Source organism: Komagataeibacter saccharivorans (assembly GCF_004348195.1).
GTDB classification, from domain to species: Bacteria; Pseudomonadota; Alphaproteobacteria; order Acetobacterales; family Acetobacteraceae; genus Komagataeibacter; species Komagataeibacter saccharivorans.
Genome location: NZ_CP036404.1, coordinates 2,165,185 through 2,190,145 on the forward strand (window position 1 = coordinate 2,165,185; position 24,961 = coordinate 2,190,145).

Annotated in this window: 23 protein-coding genes; 12 read left to right on the forward strand and 11 right to left on the reverse strand. The window is 63.2% G+C overall.

Annotated features, from left to right (window positions below; genetic code table 11):
• Positions 1 to 44 precede the first annotated feature (44 nt).
• Positions 45 to 1,109 carry a ferrochelatase gene (hemH, locus tag KSAC_RS09955; RefSeq protein ID WP_102325027.1) on the forward strand — a complete coding sequence of 355 codons (1,065 nt, stop codon included), beginning with the start codon at positions 45 to 47 and terminating at the stop codon, positions 1,107 to 1,109.
• Positions 1,110 to 1,203: 94 nt separating this feature from the next.
• Here hemH and KSAC_RS09960 read toward each other — a convergent pair whose 3' ends face one another.
• Positions 1,204 to 1,605 (reverse strand): hypothetical protein, encoded by a 402-nt coding sequence (locus KSAC_RS09960; RefSeq protein ID WP_243705185.1) that lies wholly within the window; start codon positions 1,603 to 1,605, stop codon positions 1,204 to 1,206.
• A 35-nt stretch (positions 1,606 to 1,640) separates the two neighbouring features.
• On the opposite strand from KSAC_RS09960, the gene KSAC_RS17525 reads away from it, so the two are divergent.
• On the forward strand, positions 1,641 to 1,808 hold the full coding sequence (locus KSAC_RS17525) for a hypothetical protein (protein WP_243705186.1): 168 nt from the start codon (positions 1,641 to 1,643) through the stop codon (positions 1,806 to 1,808).
• A gap of 518 nt (positions 1,809 to 2,326) precedes the next feature.
• Positions 2,327 to 3,715 (forward strand): hypothetical protein, encoded by a 1,389-nt coding sequence (locus KSAC_RS09965; RefSeq protein WP_243705187.1) that lies wholly within the window; start codon positions 2,327 to 2,329, stop codon positions 3,713 to 3,715.
• Positions 3,716 to 3,771: 56 nt separating this feature from the next.
• Here the strand turns inward: KSAC_RS09965 and KSAC_RS09970 are convergent, their stop codons facing one another.
• Complete coding sequence (locus KSAC_RS09970; protein ID WP_174234140.1) at positions 3,772 to 4,812, reverse strand: COX15/CtaA family protein; 1,041 nt, start codon at positions 4,810 to 4,812, stop codon at positions 3,772 to 3,774.
• Positions 4,813 to 4,956: 144 nt separating this feature from the next.
• Between KSAC_RS09970 and KSAC_RS09975 the strand changes: the two genes are divergently transcribed.
• The 4 genes from KSAC_RS09975 (at position 4,957) to KSAC_RS09990 (ending at position 10,100) form a co-directional block, all read left to right on the forward strand.
• Positions 4,957 to 5,640, forward strand: coding sequence for a TVP38/TMEM64 family protein (locus KSAC_RS09975; protein WP_132305279.1), 684 nt, complete (start codon positions 4,957 to 4,959; stop codon positions 5,638 to 5,640).
• Positions 5,641 to 5,736: 96 nt separating this feature from the next.
• Positions 5,737 to 7,026, forward strand: a complete 1,290-nt coding sequence (locus tag KSAC_RS09980) for a multidrug effflux MFS transporter (protein ID WP_102325030.1) — start codon at positions 5,737 to 5,739, stop codon at positions 7,024 to 7,026.
• Between the two features lie 184 nt (positions 7,027 to 7,210).
• Positions 7,211 to 7,741 (forward strand): adenine phosphoribosyltransferase, encoded by a 531-nt coding sequence (locus tag KSAC_RS09985; protein WP_118962627.1) that lies wholly within the window; start codon positions 7,211 to 7,213, stop codon positions 7,739 to 7,741.
• Positions 7,742 to 7,865: 124 nt separating this feature from the next.
• On the forward strand, positions 7,866 to 10,100 hold the full coding sequence (locus KSAC_RS09990) for an FUSC family protein (protein WP_102325032.1): 2,235 nt from the start codon (positions 7,866 to 7,868) through the stop codon (positions 10,098 to 10,100).
• Positions 10,101 to 10,244: 144 nt separating this feature from the next.
• Here KSAC_RS09990 and accC read toward each other — a convergent pair whose 3' ends face one another.
• From accC to aroQ, 3 genes are read right to left on the reverse strand one after another with little or no spacing between them, the layout of a single operon-like run.
• Positions 10,245 to 11,591 (reverse strand): acetyl-CoA carboxylase biotin carboxylase subunit, encoded by a 1,347-nt coding sequence (gene accC, locus KSAC_RS09995; protein ID WP_102325033.1) that lies wholly within the window; start codon positions 11,589 to 11,591, stop codon positions 10,245 to 10,247.
• Positions 11,591 to 12,046, reverse strand: a complete 456-nt coding sequence (locus KSAC_RS10000; protein ID WP_102325034.1) for an acetyl-CoA carboxylase biotin carboxyl carrier protein — start codon at positions 12,044 to 12,046, stop codon at positions 11,591 to 11,593. The genes accC and KSAC_RS10000 overlap by 1 nt, the downstream gene beginning before the upstream one ends.
• Positions 12,043 to 12,498: a type II 3-dehydroquinate dehydratase gene (gene aroQ, locus KSAC_RS10005; protein WP_102325035.1), complete on the reverse strand. Its 456-nt coding sequence runs from the start codon at positions 12,496 to 12,498 to the stop codon at positions 12,043 to 12,045. Before aroQ ends, KSAC_RS10000 begins: the two co-directional genes overlap by 4 nt.
• A gap of 161 nt (positions 12,499 to 12,659) precedes the next feature.
• Here aroQ and KSAC_RS10010 point away from each other — a divergent pair, with 161 nt between their 5' ends.
• Positions 12,660 to 13,175, forward strand: a complete 516-nt coding sequence (locus KSAC_RS10010) for a septal ring lytic transglycosylase RlpA family protein (protein ID WP_102325036.1) — start codon at positions 12,660 to 12,662, stop codon at positions 13,173 to 13,175.
• Between the two features lie 236 nt (positions 13,176 to 13,411).
• On the opposite strand, the gene KSAC_RS10015 is transcribed toward KSAC_RS10010, so the two are convergent.
• Positions 13,412 to 14,353, reverse strand: coding sequence for a YihY/virulence factor BrkB family protein (locus tag KSAC_RS10015; RefSeq protein WP_102325282.1), 942 nt, complete (start codon positions 14,351 to 14,353; stop codon positions 13,412 to 13,414).
• Positions 14,354 to 14,747: 394 nt separating this feature from the next.
• Between KSAC_RS10015 and KSAC_RS10020 the strand changes: the two genes are divergently transcribed.
• Together KSAC_RS10020 and KSAC_RS10025 are read left to right on the forward strand one after the other, a co-directional pair.
• Positions 14,748 to 15,878 (forward strand): type III PLP-dependent enzyme, encoded by a 1,131-nt coding sequence (locus KSAC_RS10020; protein WP_102325037.1) that lies wholly within the window; start codon positions 14,748 to 14,750, stop codon positions 15,876 to 15,878.
• A gap of 121 nt (positions 15,879 to 15,999) precedes the next feature.
• The gene (locus KSAC_RS10025) at positions 16,000 to 16,398 is read left to right on the forward strand and encodes a copper resistance CopC family protein (RefSeq protein ID WP_243705188.1); all 399 of its coding nucleotides are present in this window, start codon (positions 16,000 to 16,002) and stop codon (positions 16,396 to 16,398) included.
• Between the two features lie 18 nt (positions 16,399 to 16,416).
• On the opposite strand, the gene ccmB is transcribed toward KSAC_RS10025, so the two are convergent.
• Both ccmB and ccmA read right to left on the reverse strand, forming a co-directional pair.
• Positions 16,417 to 17,070, reverse strand: a complete 654-nt coding sequence (ccmB, locus tag KSAC_RS10030; protein WP_174234139.1) for a heme exporter protein CcmB — start codon at positions 17,068 to 17,070, stop codon at positions 16,417 to 16,419.
• Between the two features lie 23 nt (positions 17,071 to 17,093).
• Positions 17,094 to 17,738: a heme ABC exporter ATP-binding protein CcmA gene (gene ccmA / locus KSAC_RS10035; protein ID WP_174234138.1), complete on the reverse strand. Its 645-nt coding sequence runs from the start codon at positions 17,736 to 17,738 to the stop codon at positions 17,094 to 17,096.
• 277 nt (positions 17,739 to 18,015) lie between these two features.
• On the opposite strand from ccmA, the gene acnA reads away from it, so the two are divergent.
• Together acnA and KSAC_RS10045 are read left to right on the forward strand one after the other, a co-directional pair.
• Entirely contained in the window at positions 18,016 to 20,709 is a 2,694-nt protein-coding gene (gene acnA, locus KSAC_RS10040; RefSeq protein ID WP_132305283.1) for an aconitate hydratase AcnA, read from the forward strand.
• Between the two features lie 221 nt (positions 20,710 to 20,930).
• Positions 20,931 to 21,827 carry a LysR family transcriptional regulator gene (locus KSAC_RS10045; protein WP_110546781.1) on the forward strand — a complete coding sequence of 299 codons (897 nt, stop codon included), beginning with the start codon at positions 20,931 to 20,933 and terminating at the stop codon, positions 21,825 to 21,827.
• A 56-nt stretch (positions 21,828 to 21,883) separates the two neighbouring features.
• Here KSAC_RS10045 and KSAC_RS10050 read toward each other — a convergent pair whose 3' ends face one another.
• The 3 genes from KSAC_RS10050 to KSAC_RS10060 all read right to left on the reverse strand — a co-directional run bounded on the left by KSAC_RS10050 (position 21,884) and on the right by KSAC_RS10060 (position 24,870).
• Positions 21,884 to 22,843, reverse strand: a complete 960-nt coding sequence (locus KSAC_RS10050; RefSeq protein ID WP_102325043.1) for a hypothetical protein — start codon at positions 22,841 to 22,843, stop codon at positions 21,884 to 21,886.
• Positions 22,844 to 22,963: 120 nt separating this feature from the next.
• Positions 22,964 to 24,235 carry an AAA family ATPase gene (locus tag KSAC_RS10055; protein WP_102325044.1) on the reverse strand — a complete coding sequence of 424 codons (1,272 nt, stop codon included), beginning with the start codon at positions 24,233 to 24,235 and terminating at the stop codon, positions 22,964 to 22,966.
• Entirely contained in the window at positions 24,232 to 24,870 is a 639-nt protein-coding gene (locus tag KSAC_RS10060) for a hypothetical protein (protein ID WP_243705189.1), read from the reverse strand. Before KSAC_RS10060 ends, KSAC_RS10055 begins: the two co-directional genes overlap by 4 nt.
• Positions 24,871 to 24,961 lie beyond the last annotated feature (91 nt).

A 24,961-nucleotide genomic window follows, 5' to 3' on the forward strand; every position in this document is an offset into this window, starting at 1 on the left:
CTGTTCCTTTGCATCCATACGCGGCTTCATGTAGCAGCCGTGTCATGACATTCATTACCGTACATCGCGCGGCGCGGCAGGAAGTTGCGTCCGCGCGCGCCGGGGTGCTTCTGAGCAATCTGGGCACCCCGGATGGAACCGGTTACGCCGCTGTCCGGCGTTATCTGGCGGAATTCCTTTCGGACCGGCGTATCATCGAAGCCAGTCCCCTGATCTGGAAGCCCATCCTGTACGGCCCGGTGCTGACATTTCGCCCCCGCCGGTCGGGGGAAGCCTATCATCGCATCTGGCATCATGACCGCGATGAAAGCCCCCTTCGCACCTATACCCGCAATCAGGCTGCCGGGCTGGCCGAACGTCTGGCGGCGGATGGCGTGCCGGTGGCATGGGGCATGCGTTATGGCAGGCCCTCCATCAGGCAGGGCGTGCATGATCTGGTGCAGCAGGGATGCGACCGTATCCTGCTGGCCCCGCTCTATCCGCAGTACAGCGCTACCACGACGGCCACTGCCAACGATCAGGCCTTTCGCGCGCTTATGCGCATGCGCAACCAGCCTGCCATCCGCACCCTGCCGCCCTTTGCCGATCATCCGGCCTATATCGCCGCGCTGGCCCGTTCCATTACCGCGCGACTCCAGACACTGGATTTCAGGCCGCAGATGATCGTGGCGTCCTTTCACGGGCTGCCGAAGGTTTATGTGGAAAAGGGCGACAGCTATCAGGCGGAATGCGAACGCACCATCGCCGCCCTGCGTCAGGCGATGGGATATGACGGGCAGATGATGCCGCTGACCTTCCAGTCACGTTTTGGCCCGGCCAAATGGCTTGAACCCTATACCGCGCCCTTTATCGAATCCCTGCCCGCGCGCGGGATTACCCGGATTGCCGTGATCACGCCGGGCTTCATCGCTGACTGCATCGAAACGCTGGATGAAATCGGCAATGAAGCCGGTGCAGCCTTCGTCAAGGCGGGTGGCGAGGAACTGGCGCTGATCCCGTGCCTGAACGACTCGCCCGATGCCATCGACCTGCTTGAAACCCTTGTGCGGGAGGAACTGCAGGGCTGGGTGCCACAGCCGGGGCAGGAAAAAGCCATCGACGCACCCTGACCGGCCCGGATGAAGGGCGGCCGTAATGCCAGCCCGCTTCCGGTGGGGGGAAACATACATCCCCCCATGCCGGTTGCCCGATCCCGGTCGCCGCTTATGGCCGGTCGCAGCTTTCAGTCAGGTCATTATAGACCTGTCCCGCCGGACAGGAACGGGACGGTTTCGGCTGCGCGGGGGCCTGCGTCGGGACTGGCGCAGGCTGGGGGTTGACCAGCGTGGACAGATCCTTGTCATAGATGGTGTCGTCTTCCGGCGTGGTATTGCCCGTGCCGCTATAGACTTCCGGTGCGGCCTGATAGCTGGCCCCGGCTGCGGCGGCACCCATTGCACCCCCATGGCCATGCCGGGCCATCCCCAGCCCCAGCCGCCCCACGGGTATCCCCAGCCACCCCAGCCGACATAGGCAGGGTAGTAGCCGCCGCCCCAGCCACCATTCCAGCCCCATCCGCCCCAGCCCCAGTTGCCGCGCCAGTGGCCCGAACGCCCGCCGTCCCATCCGCCACCGCGGCCTGCATTGTTCCAGCCTCCACCATGGCCTCCGCCATAGCCACCGCCGCCCGGACCACCCCGACCGCCACCGCCGCCGCCATGTGGTTCGGCATGGGCGTGCGGAGCCACCGGCCCGCATGCGATCAGTGCCAGCATCATTCCGGTCGCCACATGTTTCAGCTTGTGCATCTTCCATTCCTGCATGTCTGAAGAGGGTTTATCGCAGAAAATAGTCCGTTCGGGAAAGGCGTGGCGCGCATCATACCGCCCGATGGTGCGATAACGCATGGCCTGCCGGATCGGATGCCCCGGCGCACCCATCGCCACCGGATCGTGCGCGGTATCCCGTTGAGGGGCTGCCTGTGGATCATAGAGGTATTTCTGCCCGCTCCGCACCAATGCGCAAGCGGGAAGGGCGCGAAAGATCCCCGGAAAACGGCCCGTGTAACATTCTGAATTATAAAGCCACATTCCGGTGTTATTCCCCGCCCGTGGGGCACGCTAGGATGCCCCGCCCGGACGGAGGCATTGACCGGGGCCGGATGGGCGTCTGATATGAAATGCAGGACCATCCGCATATCTGATCCGGGGCAGGCAGCCGTGCAGACCCCGAATAATTAAGTATTCGGAACGGAAGAAGCCGCTTTTCATATATGAATACCATACCAAGAGTATCAGGAACGATTGGCAGGTTATGGATCTGTGCCGGGATATTTCTGGCGACCTGTATGCTTGCCCCGCATATTGCGGTTATCGGGTATCATGTCTCCCTGTCCAGTAACGAGGGATGGAATGCCTATCAGGCCCGGCATGCCATGGGGATGGGGGACGCCAGCCTGTACCCGCCGCCGGGCGGCATGGTGTTCAACAACTATCCGCCCAGTTCCTTTTACGTGGTGGGTGCGCTCGGTTGGCTGCTGGGGGACATGATCCTCGCGGGGCGCATCGTCTCGTTATTCGCCATGCTTTTCTGCGCTTTTGCAACCGGCCGGATCGTCACCATCATGGGGGGCACGCGCGCCGCCGCATGGTTCGCGGGTCTGCTGGTCATATTCTACGCGGCGGTTTTCTATAGCGATTACGTGGTTATGAATGATCCGCAATGGCTGGCGGAAGCCATTATCATGGCCGGTTTTGTACTGCTGCTGGGGAACCGGGGCAATGCACGCGACGGCATGCCTGCGTGGCGGGCGTTCTGTGCCGGTCTTGTCATGGTGGCGGGACTGACCTTCAAGCACAATATCCTTGCCCTGCCGCTTGCGATCACCCTGTGGCTGCTTGTGACCGACCGGCGTGGCGGGCTGGCATGGATGCTGGGCGGGGTCGTGGGTGTGTCCGTTCTGGGCGGCCTGTTTTATGCCTGTTTCGGCCCGGATTTCATCCATGGCGTTTTCGGGCACAAGCGCATTTTCCAGATACATGGGGCCGTGAAGGGAGTGGGCAACGTGCTGGGGCTGGGGGGCATGATGGTCTCCGCGCTGCTTCTGCCCCGGCTGGGCCTGCGCAACCGGATGGGTCTGCTGCTGGGGACTTACCTGTTCTGGTCCGTCCTGTCGGTGGTGATCCAGCGCACGGGTGCTGGTGTTACACATAATGCGTGTTTTGAAGCCCTGATCGCAGCCGCGTTATGTGCCGGGCTGGCCGTATCGGGGATGGAAAGGGGTATGATCCCGCCCGACCGGGTGCCTGCGTGGATGGGTGTTGTCATGCTGGCGGGGCTGGACCTGCTGCCCATCGTGGCCTGTGCGCCGGTTTACGTGCCCTTTCTGTATCGCAGCACGGCGGAGGTCATGGCCCACGAACCCGCATGGCGCGAAACGATCGGGGCGGTCCGGCATATGGATGGCAATGTCGGGTGCGAGACGCTGGCCATCTGCTACTGGGCGGGCAAGCCCGTGGTCATGGATTTTTTCAATTATTCCCAGCATGTGGCCGTCACGCATGACGCCACGGCCCTGCGCCAGGCCCTGGACAGTCATGGTATCGTGGCCTTTGTCAGCAGTTCACGCTTCCTGCCGCCGCGTTATGTCTGGGAATATTCCAGCCTGTGGGCCATCATCCGCGACCGCTACACACATGTGCAACCGCGGGGTGTGGCCTATATCGTAACCCCCTGAATGGGGAGGCCATTCGCCCCCGGTGGCCGGTGTGCCGGGAGCGGATGGAACGTGGTTCAGGGGCGTCCGACCCCACGCAGGCGGTGCAGCGTCACAATGGCCGCCGTCAGCACAAGGGCGGCGCAGGTCTGGTGCACGGTGCCTGCCCAGACCGGCACGACCAGCAGCAGCGTGGTGATGCCCAGCGCGTATTGCAGCAGCACCAGCCAGCCCAGAACCATCAGCGCATCATGCACGTCCTTGCCCAGATTGGCCGTGCGCAGTCCCAGCACGATGGTAAGGCCGATCAGCAGCGCCGTGCCGGTCGCCAGCAGGCGGTGGTCGAACTGGACCGCCGGAATGTTCTGGAACCAGTTCAGCCAGAAGGGATGCAGCCGTGCGTAGCCACGGGGGATCAGGTGACCATCCATGAGCGGGAAGGTATTATAGGCAAATCCGGCATGCGTGCCTGCGGTAAAGCCGCCCGCAATGACGGTGATGCCCACCAGACAGCATATGGTCCATACCAGCCGGTGGATGCGCACCACTGCGGTCGTGGCCGGGATGAAGGCTGGGCGCGGCGTGCGTACCGAAAGGGCTGTCCACAGAATGGCGATATACAGCGCAAAGGCGCAGCACAGGTGCAGTACCAGCCGCACCGGGGCGACGGCGGTGCTGTCCGGATTGAACCCCGATGCCACCATGAACCACCCGATGGCCCCCTGAAGCCCGCCCAGTACGAAAAACAGGATCAGCCGCAGCATGAGCCGCCGGTCCAGCGCACCGGTGATGGAAAACCACACCAGCGGCACCAGCAGCACGAGGCCCATGAGCCGGCCCCAGAAACGGTGCGTCCATTCTGCCCAGAAAATCTGCTGGAAACCCGAAAGGCCGAAGCCGTCATGCAGGATCTTGTACTGGGGAATGGTTTTGTACAGTTCGAACTGCCGTTCCCATTCCGCATGGCTTAGCGGCGGGATCATGCCGGTAATGGGCCGCCAGTCCATGATGGACAGGCCCGACCCGGTCAGGCGCGTATAGCCGCCAAGTGCGATCATGCCGATCAGCATGAAGCAGATTGCGAACAGCCACGTGGAAATACGCTTCCTGTTGCGCATTTCCTGCGCGGAAGGCGGCGTGCGGCCCAGCAGGGAGCCATGGGGAGAATATGCGGACATAATCGGATTTAGACCGCCCTTGCAGTCCGCCGCAAGGCGATGCTAGGCGCGGTGTATATAATTACTGCCGGACGGGACGCACGCATGACATTACCGCACGCCGTACCGCCCCCGTCGTCTCCTGCGGCTTCGCTGCGCATGCTGGTGCGGCCGGTGCTGCTGCTGGCGGTTTTTGCCGTTCTGGCGGTGGCGGTCAGCCGTATGCCGGGACTGCGGCATATGCTTGCGGCGGGACCGGCACTTCATTCCGGGGTGCGGGGTGTCGTGCTGTTCGTTGCGGTGGCCAGCCTGTCCTGCGCGGTCGGGCTGCCGCGACAGATGGTGTGTTTTGCTGCTGGCGCCGCCTACGGAATCGGTGCGGGCTGCGTGCTTGCGACACTGGCGACCGTTGCCGGCGCCCTGTGCGGTTACGGCTGGGGGCGGTGGGCTGGCGGGGCACGCATGCCCGCGCGACTGGATGCAGTCATGGCGCGGCTGGATGCGTTGGTGGGGCGCGAACCCTTTGCCGCCGTGCTGATGCTGCGCCTCATGCCGGTGGGCTCGGCACTGCTGCTCAGTCTGGCGTCGGGCATGCTGGGCGTGCGGGTCGCGCCCTTCATGTTCGCCACGTTGCTGGGCAGCCTGCCGCAGACGGTCGTATTCGTGCTGGTTGGTGCGGGCACGCGGCTGGATGGAGGGCTGCGCATCGGTATCGCCACCGTCCTGTTCGGCCTGTCCGCGCTGGTGGGACTGTGGCTTATGCGGCGTATGCGAAACCGGGCGGTATAGGAATAACGAATTGCAGAAATGCCGCAATTAGGTGGTGAAAAGCAGGGCCGTGCTGGTCTACTAGTCCCGACAAGTCTTTTAATACTGGAGCGCCTCATGGGCTCATCCGCAATGGCGGGCCGTTCAGCAGAAACCCCCGCGCCGGAAACGGCTGTCCGCCCCATGGGCTGGATCGCCATCCTGCTTGGTTTCCTGACGGCGGTCGGTCCCGTATCGACCGACATATACCTGCCTGCCTTCCCCGAACTGGAACACACGCTGCACGGACGCGCCGGGTCGGCGCAGATGACGCTGGCCGTGTGGTTCGTCGGGCTGGCGATCGGCCAGATCACCATGGGGCCGCTTTCGGACCGTTTCGGACGGCGTGTGCCCATGCTGGTGGGTACGTTCGTGTATACGCTGGCATCGGTCGGGTGTGCGGTGGCGCAGGATATCTTCACCTTTTCCGCGTTTCGCCTCATTGCCTCGCTGGGGGCATCGGCCAGTCTCATCATTCCCAGCGCCTGCGTGCGCGACATGTCGCATGGCAATGAATCCGCGCGTCTCATGTCGCGGCTGGTGCTGGTGATGGGGGTCGTGCCCATTCTGGCACCCACGCTGGGTGGCATGGTGCTGTCGATCGCATCGTGGCGGTCCATCTTCTGGGCTTCTGCCGTGTATGGCCTGATCTGCATCGTGCTGATCTGGCGTGTCCTGCCCGAGACGCTGCGGCCTGCGAACCGCAGTGAGTTTTCGCCTGTAACCCTGTTCAGCCGTTATGTGATGCTGGCGCGCGATCGCGGTTTCATCACGCATGCGATGATCGCGGGGTTCGCCTGTTTCATGTCCTTCACCTACCTGTCCGCCGCCCCTTCGGTGTTCATCAACCAGTTCGGGCTGTCGCCTGCGCATTTCGGCATGATGTTCGGGGTCTTCGCGGTGTGCATGATCGGGGCGTCGCAGCTTAACGGCCTGCTGGTGGGGCGGATCGATGCGGGCCGCATCCTTGGCGTGGCGGTGGGTGTCGCGGTTGCGGGCACCATCGCCATGACGGCGATGGCCATCGTCATCGCCTTCGCCATGCAGCATGGCGGTCATCCCCCCCTGTGGATGCTGGGCTGCCTGATCCTGTCGATGATGGTTTCACTGGGCACCACGGGCATTGTCGGCCCCAACGCCACCGTTGGCGCGCTGGCGGATCATCCGCGCTTCGCGGGCAGTGCCTCGGCCTTCGTGGGCACGCTGCAATACGTGCTGGGTGCCGTGGCGGGTGCGTTCGTGGGCATGCTGCCCGCCAATTCCCCCATACCGATGGCCGGTGTCATGCTGATGGGGGCCGCAATCATGATGGTCATGGTGGTGCTGCGCCCGGCCCGTCCGCCCGCCACGGCGGAGACGGAGGAATAAAATCTCCCGTTATGACAAAACGCGCGGGGCGCATATCAAAGCATGTGCAACATGGGCCGATGGGCTTGTCCCCCCGCCGCGTGGCGGCTACAGCGGGGAGCCGTCTGCAAGGGCGACATTTTCGTGAACGGGGCACGCCTGTCCCGGATTTATATGACCACGCAACGGGGACTGCGCACCGATCATGACGACCGCCAAGATCGATCTGAAACAATACATCCGTAACATTCCGGATTTCCCCAAGCCCGGTATCCTGTTTTACGACATTTCCACCCTGATGCGCGACGCCGATGCGTGGCAGATCGCCATGGGCCGTCTGGCCGCCGCCGTCGCACCCTGGGCGCCTGACGTGCTTGCCGCCATCGAATCGCGCGGATTCCTGACCGCGGCCCCCCTGGCCAGCCGTCTGGGCTGCGGGCTGGTGATGCTGCGCAAGCCGGGCAAGCTGCCGGGTGAGACGGTGTCCTACAGCTACGATCTGGAATACGGGTCCGATTCGCTGCACATCCAGTCCGATGCGATCCAGCCCGGCCAGCGTGTGGTGGTGATGGATGACCTGCTGGCCACGGGTGGCACGCTGGTCGCCTCCATTTCCCTGCTGCGCAAGGTCGGGGCTAATGTGGTGGGGGCTGCGACCATGATCGAACTGACGGGGCTTGGTGGCCGCAACCGTCTGGATATTCCGGTCAAGACCCTCGTCTCCTACGAGGAATAGGAACTGCGCCGGGTGCGCGTGGCATGGCGTACACGCTGCCACCCGGCTGTGGCCCTGTTCGTTCGGGCCGTATGATGTAACAGTATGCGTGGATCGTGTTTGACAGGGGAGGCTGAACGCCAGGATGAAAGGTCTTGAGCTTTCCCTGATCCGCTTCCAGGATCAGGTCCGCGATTTTTTCAGGCGCCTGTGGCCGCCGGGCATGACCCCGCGGCAGGATCATCTGCGCTGGCTGTACGCACCCGGTATCTTCACATTCGGTTATGCGCTGCGCACGACCATCACCTCGCTCATCGCGCTGGGCATTGCCCTGTGGTGGGAACTGGGTAGCCCGCAATGGGCGGCGCTGACGGTATGGATGGTGGCGCAGGGCACGCGCGGCAAGAGCGTGGCCAAGGCGCGATGGCATCTGTTCGGCATGGTGGTGGGCACGATATGCGCCGTCATGCTGGTTGCGGCCTTTCCACAGGCCCCGGTCATGTTCATCCTGATGCTTGCCGCCGGGATCGGACTGTTCTGTTTCATCGGCACGCTGCTGCCCGGCCCCGCCACCATGACCAATTACCGTATCCACGGCATGCGGGCGAGCGGGTTCACCTACGCCATCATCTCGCTTGACGGGATAGCCGACCCCCAGCACATCTTCATGACGGCAATGGCGCGCGCGACCTATATCGTGCTGGGCATCGTGCTGGAGACGACCGTGTCCTCCCTGTTCCAGTTCCGGCTGGAGGAGCGCGCACAGGACCGTCTGGCCCATAATTTCCTGACAGCCATCGACGGCGCGGGCCAGACGCTGGCCGCCCTGCTGTCGGGCGATGCCCAGATCCTGCGCAAGGCGCGCGGCGTCTTTACCAATATCACCACGCTGAGCGACCAGATCGAGTTTGCCGAAGTCGAGATGGGCTCCCATCGCGGGCATGAAGGCGACCATGCGCGTGCGGCCCTTGCGCGGGTGGCGATGCTGCTGTCACGCGGGCTGGATCTTGCTGCCCTCATGAACGGGCCGGGGGGCACGCCGGGAGCCGCTTTCCGGGCGACATCGAGCAAGGTGCAGGCCTTTCTGAAGGACATGGCCCCGCAACTGGACGCCAGCGATGACATATCGCCCGTGCTGGCCCGTCTGGCCGACCTGCAGGCCGCCTGCAGGCAGAGCGTGACCGATTCCCTTGATGAGGAAATGGGTACTCCCGGCAGCCTGCCACCCGATCCGCAACTGGTGGAGATGCTGTCGCAGCAGCGCATGCTCAATCATGCGCTGGGCGTCATGCTGGACGAACTGGAACAGGCGCTGCTTCAGTTCGATGCCAGCCGCCATCCGTTGCTGCACGATCATTTCCATTACCGGCTCAAGACCTTCCGGGACTGGCAGCAGGCTTTCACCAACAGCCTGCGGGCCTCCGTCACCGTTTTCGGGTCAGGCGTCATCTGGATCACCACGTCATGGTCGGCGGGGCTGACCTTCATGATGTTCGTCTCGATCGTATGCAGCCTGTTTTCCACGCTGGAAAAGCCAGCGCTGGCCACCCGCGCCTTTCTGGGCGGGGCCATCATTGCCTCCCTCATGGCGGGTGTACTGGTGCTGTGGCGGCTGGCGTCGCCCACTACGTACGAAATTATGGCCGCATGCCTGTTCCTGCCCATGCTGGCGGGCGGGCTGGCCTTTGCCTATCCGGCGCTGGTGCTGGGTGCGGTCTCCTATAACCTGTTCCTGCCGATCCTGCTGGGACCGGGCAATCAGTCCCGGCTGGATGAAGTGGCGTTTTTCAACACCGCCATGCCGCTGATCCTTGGTCTGTGGTACGCCATGTGGGCCTTCCGGCTGATCCTGCCGTTCGATACCAATGACATGCGCTGGCAGATGCGTACCGGCATCCTGCGTGGCCTGCGCTATGTCGCGCGTGCGCGCGTGCTGCCGACTACCCTGTATGTGGTCGAGCATAATGTAGACCGCTTCGTGCGGCTGCTGACCAATGCGGAGGATACGCCCGATACGATCATCGATGCCTACCTGCAGGGCATCCTGTCCGCCATGACCATCGGGCTGAACGTAATCCGCCTGCGCACCATTCTGGAACGCCACCAGCTACCGCCAGAGGCCCAGCGCGTGGTCAGCGACATGATGGGACGCATGGCGCAGTTCAGTGGACGTTACGGTGGCCATTATGGCCGGACCGCGCGTTCCGCCAAATTCGCCATCGTCCATTTGCAGGAAATGGCGGGGAAGGCGGACAATCTGGGCGTGCGTCTGGAAATCGACCGGGCATTGAGCTGCATGTACGTGATTTCGTATGAACTGGATCACAACCAGAAGTTCTTCGATGCTTCCAGCCCCTATCTCGACCCGGTCATGGCCTGAACGGGCAGGCGCGGAAAATCCGTAACCGGGGGGGCGGTCGGGTATCCGTCTTGCATGCCGCGCATGATGTGGCGATACAGAAAAGGGGGCATATCCGCATTGGACATGCCCCCTTTCCTATGACCTGTGGCCGTGAAAGCGTTCCTAGCCCTGCTGCCGGGCCACGAAATTTTCCAGCCAGTGGATGGTGTAGTCACCCTTGCGGAACTGGGGGTCATCCAGAATCCTGCGGTGTAGCGGGATGACGGTCTTGACCCCTTCGATCACGAATTCATCCAGAGCCCGACGCATGCGTTCGATGGCTTCCAGCCGTGTCGGCGCACGCACGATCAGCTTGGCGATCATGCTGTCGTAATAGGGGGGAACGCGATAGCCCGCGTAAAGCGCGCTGTCGATTCGTACGCCCAGTCCACCCGGCGGATGATAGACGGTGATCGTGCCCGGAGTGGGCATGAAGCTCTGCGGATCTTCCGCGTTGATGCGGCATTCGATCGCATGGCCGGAGAAATGGATGTCCGACTGGCTGTAACCCATGGGTTCGCCCGCCGCGATGCGGATCTGTTCCCGCACCAGATCCACGTCGCACACCATTTCCGTCACCGGATGTTCCACCTGCAGGCGGGTATTCATCTCGATGAAGCAGAACTGTCCATCCTGATACAGGAATTCCAGCGTTCCGGCGTTGCGGTAACCCAGCCTGGTCAGGGCGGATGTCGCGATTTCCCCGATCTCGTCACGCTGCTGCGCGGTCAGGGCGGGAGACCCCGCCTCTTCGAGCAGCTTCTGGTGGCGGCGCTGGAGCGAACAGTCACGTTCGCCAAAATGCACCACGTTGCCATGCGTGTCGGCCATGATCTGGAGTTCGATATGGCGCGGCTTGTCGAGGTATTTTTCGAGATAGACCTCGTCATTGCCGAAGGCTGCGCGGGCTTCGGTGCGCGCAACGCTCCATGCCTCTTCCAGATCGGCTTCGGTGGGGGCGACCTTCATGCCACGTCCACCGCCGCCTGCCGCCGCCTTGATCAGCACGGGATACCCCACGCGGGCGGCGACTTCGCGCGCCTGCTCAAGGTTTTCCAGCGCGCCATCCGATCCGGGGACCAGCGGCACGCCCAGCGCCATCATGGTGGTCTTGGCGGTGATCTTGTCGCCCATCATGCGGATATGCTCGGCCGTCGGGCCGATGAAGGTGATGCCGTGGGCTTCCACCGTTTCCGCGAAGTCGGCATTTTCCGACAGGAAGCCGTAACCCGGATGGATGGCGTCCGCGCCGGTAATGGTGGCTGCCGACAGGATGGCCGCGACATTCAGATACGAGTCGCGGCTGGCTGGCGGCCCGATGCACACGGCTTCATCCGCCAGACGGACATGCATGGCGTCCGCATCAGCCGTGGAATGGACGGCTACGGTCGGAATGCCCAGTTCGCGGCAGGCCCGCAGGATGCGCAGGGCGATCTCGCCGCGATTGGCGATCAGGATCTTGGAAAACATTACTCTATGATGACCAGCGCTTCGCCGAACTCGACCGGGTCACCCGACTGGACCAGAATCCGGCTCAGCGTGCCCGCGCGCGGGGCCTTGATCTGATTGAAGGTTTTCATCGCCTCGATCAGCAGCAGCGTCTGGCCCGCGCTGACCTGCTGGCCTTCCGTCACGAACGGCGGGGAGGACGGGTCGGGCGCAAGATAGGCCACGCCCACCATCGGGCTGGTCACGGCGCCGGGATGCTTGGACGGGTCGGTGACGGGCGCTGGCGCCGGGGTCGCAACCGCGACCGGTGCGGCGACAGGGGCCGGGGCGGGCACGGCATGCGCCACCGGGGCGGCTGCGCGGACAACGCGGATGCGGTTGTCCTTTTCCGCGATTTCGATTTCGGTCAGGCCGGTATCGGTCAGAATTTCGGCCAATGCCCGAATGGCATCCGCATCCACGAGCAGTCGGCTCATTGATCGTCCTCGTCCAGAATCATGTCTGTCATGGCCTGAAGCGCAAGCGCATAGCCCCGTACGCCAAGCCCGCAGATAACGCCAATGGCGGCGCGGGAAACGTAGGAGTGATGACGGAAGGCTTCACGGCGGTGAATATTGGAAATGTGCACCTCGATCACCGGCAGATCAACGGCAAGCAGCGCGTCGAGCAGGGCAACGGAAGTGTGGGAGTAGGCAGCCGGGTTGATGATGATGCCGCGCGCGCGGCCCCGGCATTCCTGTATCCAGGATACGAGTTCCCCCTCGCCATTGGTCTGGCGGAAATCAATGGCGACATCCAGGCGTTCGGCAGCCTGGACGCAGACCTGTTCCACGTCATCAAGCGTGGCGTGACCATAGACCTCGGGCTGTCGCAGTCCGAGCATGTTCAGGTTGGGGCCGTTCAGCACGGCAATGAGAGGGCGCTCCATGATGCACGCGCCTAGCACGCCCGCACTCCGGTTCCAAGTCCGTTCGTGCCTGCGCGCCCGCAGGGTCCATGCCGGCGGCTTCCGCGCCATGCGGGAATCCGTCCCGCAGGGGGGAGGCGAAGATGGTAGGATATCGGTGCTGACTGTGCTATACGGCACGAATGACAGGGTATCCCGATCACCGGCGTGGTGATGAGGAGGCGAGTCACGGCGCGGCGCGGTTTGTGTGTTCGGTTGTGGTTACATGTCTTCTGTTCGTTGCGTCGGGCACCGAGCATGCTGCCTGTGCAACGACGCATGAACATGCGCGGGGCGTGGTCCGGTCGCCTGTGATGACATCCGTTCCCGAAAACTGGCACCAGCATGGCATGGCAAGCTGGTATGGTACGGGTGGAAAAATGTCCCGTGCCACGGCATCGGGTGAAACATTCGATCCTGATGCGCTGACGGCGGCGCACCCCCTGCTGCCACTCGGTACCCGTCTGCGCGTGCGTTCCATGCGGACGGGGCGTTCGGTGGTGGTCCGGGTGAATGATCGCGGGCCGTTTCATGGCCACCGCATCATTGATCTCTCACCGGAGGCTGCGCGCCAGCTTGGCATGCTGGGCGCTGGCACATCGCCCGTCGCCATAGAACCCGCACGACCTGAGGATGAAGTCGCCAGCGCACCGCGCTGAAGCGTCCGTGGTGTGCTGGTAGCGGGATTTTTCACGTTTCCTGAATGGCAGCCGGTTTTCAGGTCTGTCCTGTTCCGCTTCGTACATCACCTTCCGCTTCGTACATCACCGATTTCAGGTGGCCGGTGGGTAAGCTGGCTGCAAAGAGCCGTGGATGGACCGCGCAGGCAGATATTCCGGTCCTGCCCGGACCGGACCGGCCTGCCCCCGGCGGGTGCCGTGAAGCCGCCCGGCTGTTACAGGCGCTGGTGCTTTGTCCAGCCTTCCATCGTCTTTTCAGGTGAGCAGCGCAGCTTCAGTTCGATTTCCAGCCCCGCGTTCAGTTCCGCGCCCAGCAGCACGACATAGGCCGATACGTAAAACCACATCATGATGGCGATGAACGCCCCCAGCGGCCCATAGGTCACGCTGTAGCCCGCGATGTGGCTGACGTAATAGGAAAAACCCACCGATGACAGCAGCCACAGCACCGTCGCCCCGACCGAACCGGGCAGGATGCAGCGCCAGTAGGTATGGGGCCGGTTGGGTCCGAATCGGTACAGGACCGAACACAGCGACAGCACGAACAGCAGCATGAGGATCGGGCCACCCATCCGCACCAGCAGTTCCACCGAACCCGGCGGGGCCGCCAGATTCAGCCGCTGCGGCAGGTAATCCAGAAGGAACGGCAGCGCCACCATCAGCGCCAGTGTCAGGATGCCGCCACAGATGGAGCAGAACGTCAGCGCCATGCCCATGGCCTGGAACCGCAGGAAGCTTCGGGTTTCCGGGGTGTTGTAGGCAACATTCATCGCCATGATGAGCGAGCGCGTGGCAGCCGATGCCGACCATGTGGCGATGGTGGTCGATACGATCAGGTTGAGCGTGAGCGAGGAATGCGATTCGGCCACCAGAAGGTGGATGCGCGCGCCGATCATGTCATAGGCGGAAGGCGGCAGCAGGTTGCGCAGCACCACAAGCTGCGGTTCCACCGTCTGCGGATCGAACAGCAGCCCGTACAGCGAGATCAGCGTACTCATGGCAGGAAACAGCGAAAGCGTGGCGTAGAAGGCGCACCCCGCCGCTGCCAGCGTGATCTGGTCGGATATGATGTTGCGCAGCACCTGCCGCAGCACCTTCCTGACCTGCTGCATGGAGAAATTGGGCAGCGATGGGGCGGGCGGGGGCATGTCCGTCATATCAATCTGGGTAGAGGAGGAACCAATCAATGCGGGCTTCGTGTCCTGTATGCTGGTAATTGACCCGTCAGGCCGTGCAGGCGATCGGGTGGGTGGCGGCTGTGGAGATTGTGCCACGATCTCCCGACCCTAAATGAAAAACCTTCCATAGGAATAATTTTTCTATTGCGTCACGCGCGTATTGTCCGCATATGCGCTCCCTACGCAACAACGCACGTGCCACTGGCCCTCTGAGGTTACGCAACGACGTCAAGCGTTCTGGCAATCGGGCTGCCACGCAGGTGGGGGTCCTTATTGGTCGCTGGTCCGTTAGACCGTTTCGCAACATCTGTCCGTTTGTGCAATTCCAGAATTGTATTCATCCGGGCGGCAGAACAGAAGGGATTTGGGTGCGATGACTCCCAAAATCGCTCGTTATCTGGCTGAGCAGGCTCCTGCAACGCCATGCCTTGTCGTTGACGTTGACCGGGTGGAAGAACGCTATCGCGCGCTGCGCGAAGCGCTGCCGCTGGCCCGGATCTACTACGCCGTCAAGGCCAATCCCGCCAACGCCATCCTGCGCCGCCTCGTGGGGCTGGGGTCGGCATTCGACGCCGCTTCGTGGGAAGAGATTTCCATGTGCCTCGAAGCCGGTGCCCGCGCGGCCGACATCTCGTTCGGCAACACGGTCAAGAAGGCCAGCAACATCGCCCGCGCCTATCAGGCGGGGGTGGACATGTTCGCCTTTGACTGCGCGGAAGAACTGGACAAGCTGGCCCGCCATGCGCCGGGGTCCCGCGTCTACTGCCGCCTGATCGTGGAAAACGAGGGTGCGGACTGGCCGCTGTCACGCAAGTTCGGCACCACGCTGGACAATGCGCGCGACCTCATGCTGCGTGCCCGTGACCTTGGTCTGGACCCGTATGGCCTGTCCTTCCATGTCGGTAGCCAGCAGACGGAAACCGGTGCCTATGAAGCGGCGATCGCCCGCGTGGGCATGCTGTTTACCGACCTGAAGGCAGCCGGACTGGACCTGCGTATGGTCAATCTGGGCGGTGGATTCCCCATCCGCTACCGTGATGACGTGCCGGGCATCGACCGTTTCGCGCTGGCGATCAGCCACGCCATGACCGAGCATTTCGGCAATGACCTGCCGGAAATGATCGTGGAGCCGGGCCGTTTCATGGTGGGTGACGCGGGCGTCGTTTCCTCGGAAGTGGTGCTGGTCAGCCGTCGCGGCATGAATGACGGCGTGCGCTGGGTCTATCTCGATATCGGTCGTTTTGGCGGCCTGGCCGAGACCGAGGGCGAAGCCATCCGCTACGGTATCCGCACGTCGCATGACGGTATGGAAACCGGTCCCGTCGCCATTGCAGGCCCGACCTGTGACGGTGCGGACATCATGTATGAAAAGACCCCCTACGCCCTGCCGCTGGCGCTGGAGTCGGGGGACCGGATCGAACTGCTGTCCACCGGGGCGTATGTCTCCACCTACTGCTCGACCGGTTTCAATGGCCTGAAGCCGATTCAGGAACACTATATCTGACAGGGTTGCGACCCGTCTTAAGAACCCGCGACCATCAGGGCGGCAGGACGAAGGTCTTGCCGCCCTGCCTGTATCGGGGGGATACACACGGCAGTTCAATCCGTGCCGGAGGTGCCTGCCCATGTCTTTTTCCATAATATCGCGTGTACTGGGCCTGTCCGCCGTGATTCTGTGCGGTACGGGAGTGGTGCAGGCTATCGCAGCACCCGTGCTGGTACAGGCGCAACCGGCGGCGGGACAGAAAGTGGCGGCGGGCAATGTGGCGGTCAGGCTGTCCTTCGATGGCGTGATCGACCCGTTCCGTGCCCGACTGCTGCTGCTGGGGCCGGATGGTGCGCCGCGGCTGCTGCCCGCGTCACCCATTGATGATGAACAGCATGCCATCGCCACGACCGTGGCGCTGACGCCGGGGCATTACGTGCTGCAATGGCGCATGGCCACGCGCGGCGGCAGCGCGGGGCAGGGGACGCTGCCCTTCGATGTCGGCGGGGTTGATTCTTCCCCCACCAGACACCCGTAAAAAGGTTGCGCGACGGCCTTATTCCACCGCCGCGCGCAGCCCGGCCCCGGCCGCCAGCGGGCATAGCGGGATCGCCGCGGCAAGGAAGGCGCCCAGCAGTTCCAGATCCGGCCCCCATGACAGGCCCGTCTGCGCCGCATCCAGCGCGGCGGCGCCAAAAATAAGCGCGGGCGTGGTCAGCGGCAGCACCAGTAGCGGCAGCAGCACCCCGCCGCGCCGCGCGCCCAGCACGACGGATGCCGCCATCCCCCCGATCAGCGACAGGATGAGCGTGCCAAGGAACAGTCCCGTCAGCAGCACCACCATGCTGCCTGCGGGCATGCCCAGCATGATCGCCAGCGGTCCCGCCGCCAGCAGGAGCGGCACGCCGGTGGTCAGCCAGTGCGCGATCATCTTGGCCAGCGCGATGAGGGGGGACGGCAGCCCGGTCATGAGGAGCTGGTCAAGCGACCCATCCTCCAGCTCCGACCCGAACAGCCGGTCCAGCGGCAGCAGGGCCGCCAGCAGGGCGCAGACCCACACGATACCCGGCGCCATGCGGCGCAGCAGTTCGGGCGATGGTCCCAGCGCCAGCGGGAACAGCGCCCCGGCAAGAATAAAGAACAGCACGGCCCCCAGCGTGTCCGCCCCATGGCGCAACGCCAGGCGCAGGTCACGTTCCAGTATGGCCATGATGAGGGAGGGAATCTGGAATTTCACAGCAGGTCGTCCTCGGGGAAATCTTCCATCGGCTGTGGGATGTCGGATTCGTTCAGGCCCGGCAGCGCCAGCGTCCGGGGGTTGGGCAGGGGCAGCGGAACGTGGGTGGTTGCAATCACAATTCCGCCAGCCTGCCGGTGGGCGGCAAACAGGGTGCCAAGCAGGCCCATCGTGCTGGTATCCAGCCCCAGGCTGGGTTCATCCAGCAGCCATAAGGGGGCCTGCGCCAGCAGGACGCGCGCCAGTGCCGCGCGGCGTTTCTGCCCCGCCGACAGCATGCGCGCGGGCAGGTCGGCCAGTCCGAGAATATTGAGTGATTTCATACACGAATCAGGATCTCCGCCCCCGGATCGCGCGGCCAGTGTCAGGTTTTCGCGCAATGTCAGGCCCAGCTTCAGCGCGTCCTGATGGCCAAGATAGGCAACCCGTCCCGCATGCTGGCTGCGGTCGGCCAGGGTATCCACGCCTGACCACAGGACATGGCCGCCTTCAGGTTTGCGCAAACCCGCAAGCACCCGCAGCAGCGTCGATTTGCCCGCCCCGTTCGGACCGGTCAGAAGCAGGGCGTCGCCTGCGTCAAGCGTGAATCCGACCCGATCGAGAACCAGCCGTTCACCGCGGAAAACCGAGATATTTTCCACTTCCAGCAAGGGGCGGCCGGGGGGAGTAAAGGCAGGAATGACGGAAATCCTCCGATCAGGGGTGACAGGGCGCGGGGGCGAAAAAAACGTCTGCTCCCGCTTTCTTGTTACCGGGGCCAGCTTGTGTCGCAACCGCGTCCGGGTATGTTCTACCCCCGTTGGGAGATCAAGCCGGTTGTCCCTGACAAGGTCGCAAACCCCGTACCGCAGAACCGGATTGCGGGGACACGATCATACGGGATGATCCGTTGCTGATGCCTCGGAGGAAACAAAGCCAATGAAGACGGTTGGGCACGACTCACTGAAAACGGGCCGTACACTGAATGTGGACGGCAAGACCTATCATTATTTCTCAATCCCGGAAGCTGAAAAGACCATCGGCTCCGTAAGCCGCCTGCCGGTCAGCCTGAAAGTGCTGCTGGAGAACGTGCTGCGGTTCGAGGACGGGCATTCCTACTCGGTAGAGGACGCCAAGGCCATCGCCGAATGGCTGAAGGAAGGGCGCAGCACGAAGGAAGTTCCCTTCAAGCCCGCGCGTATCCTCATGCAGGATTTCACCGGCGTTCCCGCCGTGGTCGATCTGGCCGCGATGCGTGACGGTATCCTCAAGCTCAAGGGCGACCCGCAGAAGGTGAACCCGCTGGTTCCCGTCAATCTTGTGATCGATCACTCGGTCATGGTGGACGTGGCGGGCTCGCCCGAAGCGCTGCAGGACAACGTGACCATCGAGTTCGAGCGCAACGGCGAACGTTACGCCTTCCTGCGCTGGGGTCAGGAAGCGTTCGAAAACTTCTCCGTCGTCCCGCCGGGCACGGGTATCTGCCACCAGGTGAACCTTGAATATATCGCGCAGGCGGTATGGACGGCGAACGTGGGCGGCAAGGATTATGCCTATCCCGACACCCTGTTCGGCACCGACAGCCACACCACCATGGTGAACGGCATGGGCGTGCTGGGCTGGGGCGTTGGCGGGATCGAGGCGGAAGCCGCGATGCTGGGCCAGCCCATCGCCATGCTGATCCCCGACGTGATCGGCTTCAAGATGACGGGCAAGCTGCCCGAAGGGGCGACGGCGACCGATCTGGTGCTGACCGTGACCCAGATGCTGCGCAAGAAGGGCGTTGTCGGCAAGTTCGTCGAGTTCTTCGGCCCCGCCCTTGACCATCTGCCGGTGGCCGACCGCGCGACCATCGCCAACATGGCCCCGGAATATGGCGCGACCTGCGGCTTCTTCCCTGTTGATGACCTGACGCTGGATTACCTGCGCCAGACCGGTCGTGAAGAACACCGCATCAAGCTGACGGAAGAATACCTGAAGGCGCAGGAAATGTTCCGTCACGCCCATTCGGAACACCCCGTCTTTACCGATACGCTGGAACTGGACCTGTCCACCATCGTGCCGTCCATCGCAGGCCCCAAGCGCCCGCAGGACCGCGTCGTGCTGAAGGGTGCGGACAAGGCGTTCGAGACCGAGCTGACCGGTAGCCTTGGCGTGCCCGCAGCCGAGAAGGACAAGAAGGCGAAGGTTGCTGGCACGAATTACGAGATCGGCCATGGCGACGTGGTGATCGCGGCCATTACCTCGTGCACCAACACCTCCAACCCCGCCGTGCTGATCGCGGCTGGTCTGGTGGCGAAAAAGGCGCGTGCGCTGGGCCTGAAGCCCAAGCCGTGGGTCAAGACCTCGCTCGCACCCGGATCGCAGGTGGTGACGGATTACCTGAACCGTGCCGGCCTGCAGGATGAGCTGGACGCGATGGGCTTCAACACAGTCGGTTATGGCTGCACGACCTGTATCGGTAACTCCGGCCCGCTGGAAGATCACATCGTCGATGCGATCGAGAACAACAAGCTGGTCGCGGTTTCGGTTCTGTCCGGCAACCGTAACTTCGAAGGGCGTATCTCGCCCAACGTGCGGGCCAACTATCTGGCCAGCCCGCCGCTGGTTGTCGCCTACTCCCTGCTGGGCACGATGCGTGAGGACATCACCACCGCGCCGCTGGGCACTTCCAGGGATGGCAAGCCGGTGTACCTGAAGGACATCTGGCCGACCAACCACGAGATCGCCGCCCTGATGGGTTCCGCGATCACGCGCGAAGAGTTCATCAACCGCTACAAGCACGTAAGCCAGGGGACGAAGGAATGGCAGGCGCTGAAAGTCGCCACCGGTTCCGAGACCTACAAGTGGGATGCGTCCTCCACCTATGTGCAGGACCCGCCGTATTTCCAGGACATCACCCCCGAGCCCAAGCCGCGTGGTGACATTGTCGGTGCGCGCCTGCTGGCCCTGCTGGGTGACAACATCACGACCGACCACATCTCGCCTGCCGGCGCGATCAAGGAAAGCTCGCCTGCGGGCAAGTATCTTGAAGCCCATGGCGTGGCCAAGAAGGACTTCAACTCCTACGGTTCGCGTCGCGGCAATGACCGCGTGATGGTGCGTGGCACCTTCGCCAACATCCGCATCAAGAACGAGATGGTGCCCGGAACCGAAGGGGGCGTGTCCAAGCACTTCCCGGACGGGAAGGAAGCCTCCATCTATGATGTGGCGATGGAATACAAGAAAGAGAGCGTGCCCCTGGTCGTGATCGGCGGCAAGGAATACGGCATGGGTTCCTCGCGTGACTGGGCGGCCAAGGGCACCCTGCTGCTGGGCGTGCGCGCCGTGGTTGCGGAAAGCTTCGAGCGTATCCACCGTTCCAACCTGGTGGGCATGGGCGTGCTGCCGCTGCTGTTCCAGGAAGGCACGACGCGCAAGACGCTGGGCCTGAAGGGCGATGAAACCTTCGAAATCCGCGGTCTGGACAAGATCACGCCGCGCATGACGATGACGATGACCATCACCCGCGCCGATGGCTCCAGGCAGGACGTTCCCCTGCTGTGCCGTGTCGATACGCTGGACGAGGTGGAGTATTTCCGCAATGGCGGCATTCTCCAGACCGTGCTGCGTGGCATGACGCAGGCGGCCTGACCATCCGGCCCATTCCGGTCCCTGCCGGAATGAAGTAACAGAACGGCGGTCCGTATCATGCGGGCCGCCGTTTTTTTGTCAGAAACCATCTATGCGCGGAAAGCATAGGTACCGTTGCGTTACACACATATCCGCGGTGTCTTTTCTCTGTATTGTGTATAAATCAGATGCCGTTTAAAGCTATGTTTATGTAATAACATATCCGGATGTGATGGGGCCTCATGGATCTGCTTTCTGCTTTGCACAGCTTTGTCCGTGTAGCGGCGACGGGATCGTTCTCTGCTGTTTCGCGGGAAACTGGGGCCAGTCAGCCGACCATTTCGCGTCATATCGCCCTGCTTGAGGCCCATTACGGCGCAACGCTGTTCGCCCGCACCACGCGCAGCCTGATGATGACGGAAGACGGGCGCAGCCTGCTGCCCCATGCCTATGAAGTGCTGGAAATCCTTGAAACGGCGGAAACGGCGCTGGGCCGCCGCCGGGCTTCGGTTTCGGGGCTGGTGCGGCTGGGTGTTACAACGGCATTTGGCCTGTACCTGACCAGTCGGCTTGGCAGATTGCTGGAAGAACATCCCGACCTGTCGGTCGAACTGGTCATGCGTGACGGATTCGGTGACCTTGTGGAGGAGGGACTCGATCTTGCTGTCCGTATCGGCTCCATCGCGGAAGGGTCACTGATCGCCCGTCGTCTGGGGTCCGTGCATCGTTGCGTGATCGCTTCCACCGATTATCTGGCCCGCCGTGGCACGCCCGAACATCCGCGCGACCTGCTCAACCATCCCTGTATTGCCTACAGCTATGGCGGCACGCGCCATGACTGGCAGTTTGCGCGCAAGGGGGAAAGCGAGACCACGGTTGCGGCCAGCGGTCCCTTCCGCGCCAATAGCAGCGAAGCGGTTCTGCAGGCCGTCCGGGCGGGTCTTGGCATCGGCATGTTGCCTGCCTTCCAGGTGGAAGAAGATATTGCGGCGGGGCGGCTGAAATGCCTGCTGCCGGAATGGACGATTCCCGAACTGCCCTTTTATGCGGTGCATACCGGGCCGCGTACGCTGCCGCTGCGCACCCGCACCGTTCTGGATTTCCTGATCGAGATATCGGACGTATTGCGACAGGGCTGAGGCGGTTATTCCCACCCGGCTTCCGTCGTAACGTCGCGCCGGGCGGGTTCAGGCGATCAGTCCAGCGGGCTGCCCTGTCCGGGTAACGGGGCGGCCGGATCGCGCGACAGGCGGGCGCGCTGCGCCTCATTGGTGGCCAGCATGTCGCCATTGAAGCCATCATGCAGCACCGGTGCCCAGGCCGCGATCCATGTGTCCGTACGCTTTACGAAATCACTGGCCGCCGGTTGCTGGGCAAGGTTTTCCTTCGTCCAGCTTTCCGGTGATCGAAGCGCCTTGGTGGCGTCCGTGTTGACGGGGTTGAGGAACATCGTCACCGTCTCGACATTGACGTTATGGTCCCCGGCGGGCTGGCTGTAACTCCACCCGGTTTTCAGGAAGACCGGCGGCAGGATGAACCCTTCTTCCTTCAGGCGGTTGGCGATGACAGCCGTACGGTTGATGGAAGAGGGATAGACTGCGGCGGTGAACCAGCATTCCATGGCCGGGGGATGGGCCGAGATCACGCGGGACATGAAATTGCGGTCGTCATGACACGTTGAATCGATGTTGGTGATCGCGGATTCGGGCACGGGCTGGATATTGCCTTCCGCGCCGATCAACCCGGTCACGACATGGCCTTCGACCCGGACCAGAATATTTTCCAGCACCTCGCCATGCGGGCCGTTAACCACGCTCATGACCGGATGCCACACACCCGCCGGTAACGGCAGGACGCGCCCGGCAAACGGGATGGAGTTTGTCAGGCGATCGGTAATGGGCAGCATGGTGACCGCGCCGTCGCCACCACCGCCGTTTCCGCCGCCGCCATCGGCTGCGGCATTATCGGTTGCCGGTGGCTCATCCACCATGCCCAGATGGTTATGGATGCTGGCGGTGATCGGCTTCAGCGCGGGTAGCAGGCGGATCAGATAGGCAGGCGGAAAAATGACCGCCAGCAGCAGGAAGGGGAAGATGGTGTAAAGGCTCATCCGCCACAGGGGCGCGCGATGCCATAAACGCGAAAAAGCAGACATTCAGCAGTCCATGCCGCAGGTAGCCATGCCCGTCATCCGGTCGGGGCAGGAAAATGTTGTAAAAAGCCGACCAGCCCCATCGTCGGGTAAAGGCAACGGGCTGGACGGCGCGGGCATGGATCAGGAACTGACCCGCGCGCGCTGGCCATTGGCTTCATCGGCGATTTCGGCCGTGATCCCGTCCTCGTTTTTCACCACGCGCACCAGCTTCGCACCCTGCTGGCGGGCGGTGATGAGCGAGTCGCTTATCATGTCCTCGATGGAGCGGGCCAGATCACGCGCACTGGCGGCCGGTCCCATGCGGTCCTGCCGGCGCATGACCTCGAACAGCAGGGCCGGGTCGATGCCGCCGGTTTCCACTTTCAGCCCGTAGCTGTCGATCATCGCTTCGATCTCGAGGGCCGATACGCGCGCGATATCGAGTCCCTCCAGCGGGCGGAATACGAAAATGCGGTCCAGACGGTTCAGAACTTCGGGCGCGAACCCGGCCTGACGCAGGGCCTCCACCGATTCGGCACGCATCTTGTCCGGCTCGTCCGCCAGCCGATCCGCGATCTCGGACAGGGCATCGGTGGCGATGTTGGATGTCAGGATGAAGATGCATCGCACGGTCGAGATCTGCTGGCCCGTCGATGCCTCGGTTACGTGGCCATCATTCCATGCGGTCAGGAATTTCTTGAAAACGTCGGGATGCGCCTTCTCGATTTCATCCAGAAGCACCACCGCATCGGGCTTTTCCTTCAGCCCGCCCGTCAGCTTGCCGTAGGTGTCCGAGCCGACATATCCCTTGGGCGATCCGAAAAGCTGGGTCGCGGCATGGGGCGAACTCATCTGCGTCATGTCGAAATTGAGCAGCGGACGGTCAAGCTGGCGGGCAAGCTGCTTGGCCAGATAGGTCTTGCCCGTGCCGGGCGGCCCCGCCAGCAGGAATATCCCCACCGGCTTGCCGCGCACCTGCAGCGCCAGGCGGCGGCGTAGCTGGGTCGCCACGTCCTCGCATACCTGATCCTGCCCGATCACGCGCGCGCGCAGGCTTGCCGCCAGCTCCTCCGCGTCGATCACGGTTTCCTTCTGCTCACGCGCGAGCATTTCCTCCAGCGCGTTGCGATTGGTCAGCCTGGCCAGTACGTCCATCATCCATCCCCGTCTGCGTCGAATTCCCTTGCGGGCCAGTTTTTCGGCCCGGCTCTCGAACAACAGCCCGGCCAGCGCCAGCAAGGCGCTGCCCGCAGCCACGACCGGATATGCCGGGGCACACCATTCCATGAAATGCCGCAGGCTGGCGAGTGAAAGATGCAGCGCCATCGCCGCCTGCAGGCTGCCCAGCACCAGAAAGATGACCATGATGAACGGCACCAGCCGTTCCATCAGGGCCGGATAGAGCGGTTTCATTGTACCACAACCCCGATCACGATCTCAGTATCCCGCAGCAGTACCGGCAGTGGCGTGGGGCCGGGCACGAATACCGCCCCCGTCCGTATGCCCGTGGGACCCGGATCGGTGGCCGGGGCCACCGTCACGTTTCCCGCAATGCGGATCGGCAGGATCACGCTTTTGGGCTGCGGACCGAGATGCACCGTCTGGACCAGCCCCAGTGACTGAACGTTCACCACCGCGCCGGTTCCCGACATGTCATACATGGGCATATCCGCCAGAACGATTTCACGCCGCTTCAGCGCCGCCATGATCTCACCCTTCTGTTCGGGTGTGTAGGATGTCTGGCTCAGCATTTCTTCCGCCCTGTCGGCGGCGATCATGGGCATCTGGCCCATCATGTCCGGCCTGTTCTGGACCGGTGCATTAAGCTGGAGATGGCCGCCATTGTCCGTGCCACGTCCACCCGCTTCCGCCGCCACCGGGGGCGTGGCGCTGCCGTTCCCCCCTTCGCGTGGCGTAAGAAAACCACCGGAACCGAGGCCGCCCGCCGCCACTACGGCCGCGATCAGGCCCACCACGACCAGCCTGCGGCTGCCTGGGCGTGCGCTGCGTTCCCGTGTCGCTTCCGGCGGTGTGGGCAAGGGCGTCATGCGCGCATAATGTGGGCGATGTGAAGGATATGGCAAGATGATAAGTAGAGAGGAAATGTAACCCCGCCGCCTGCATATAGTCCTTGCGGTC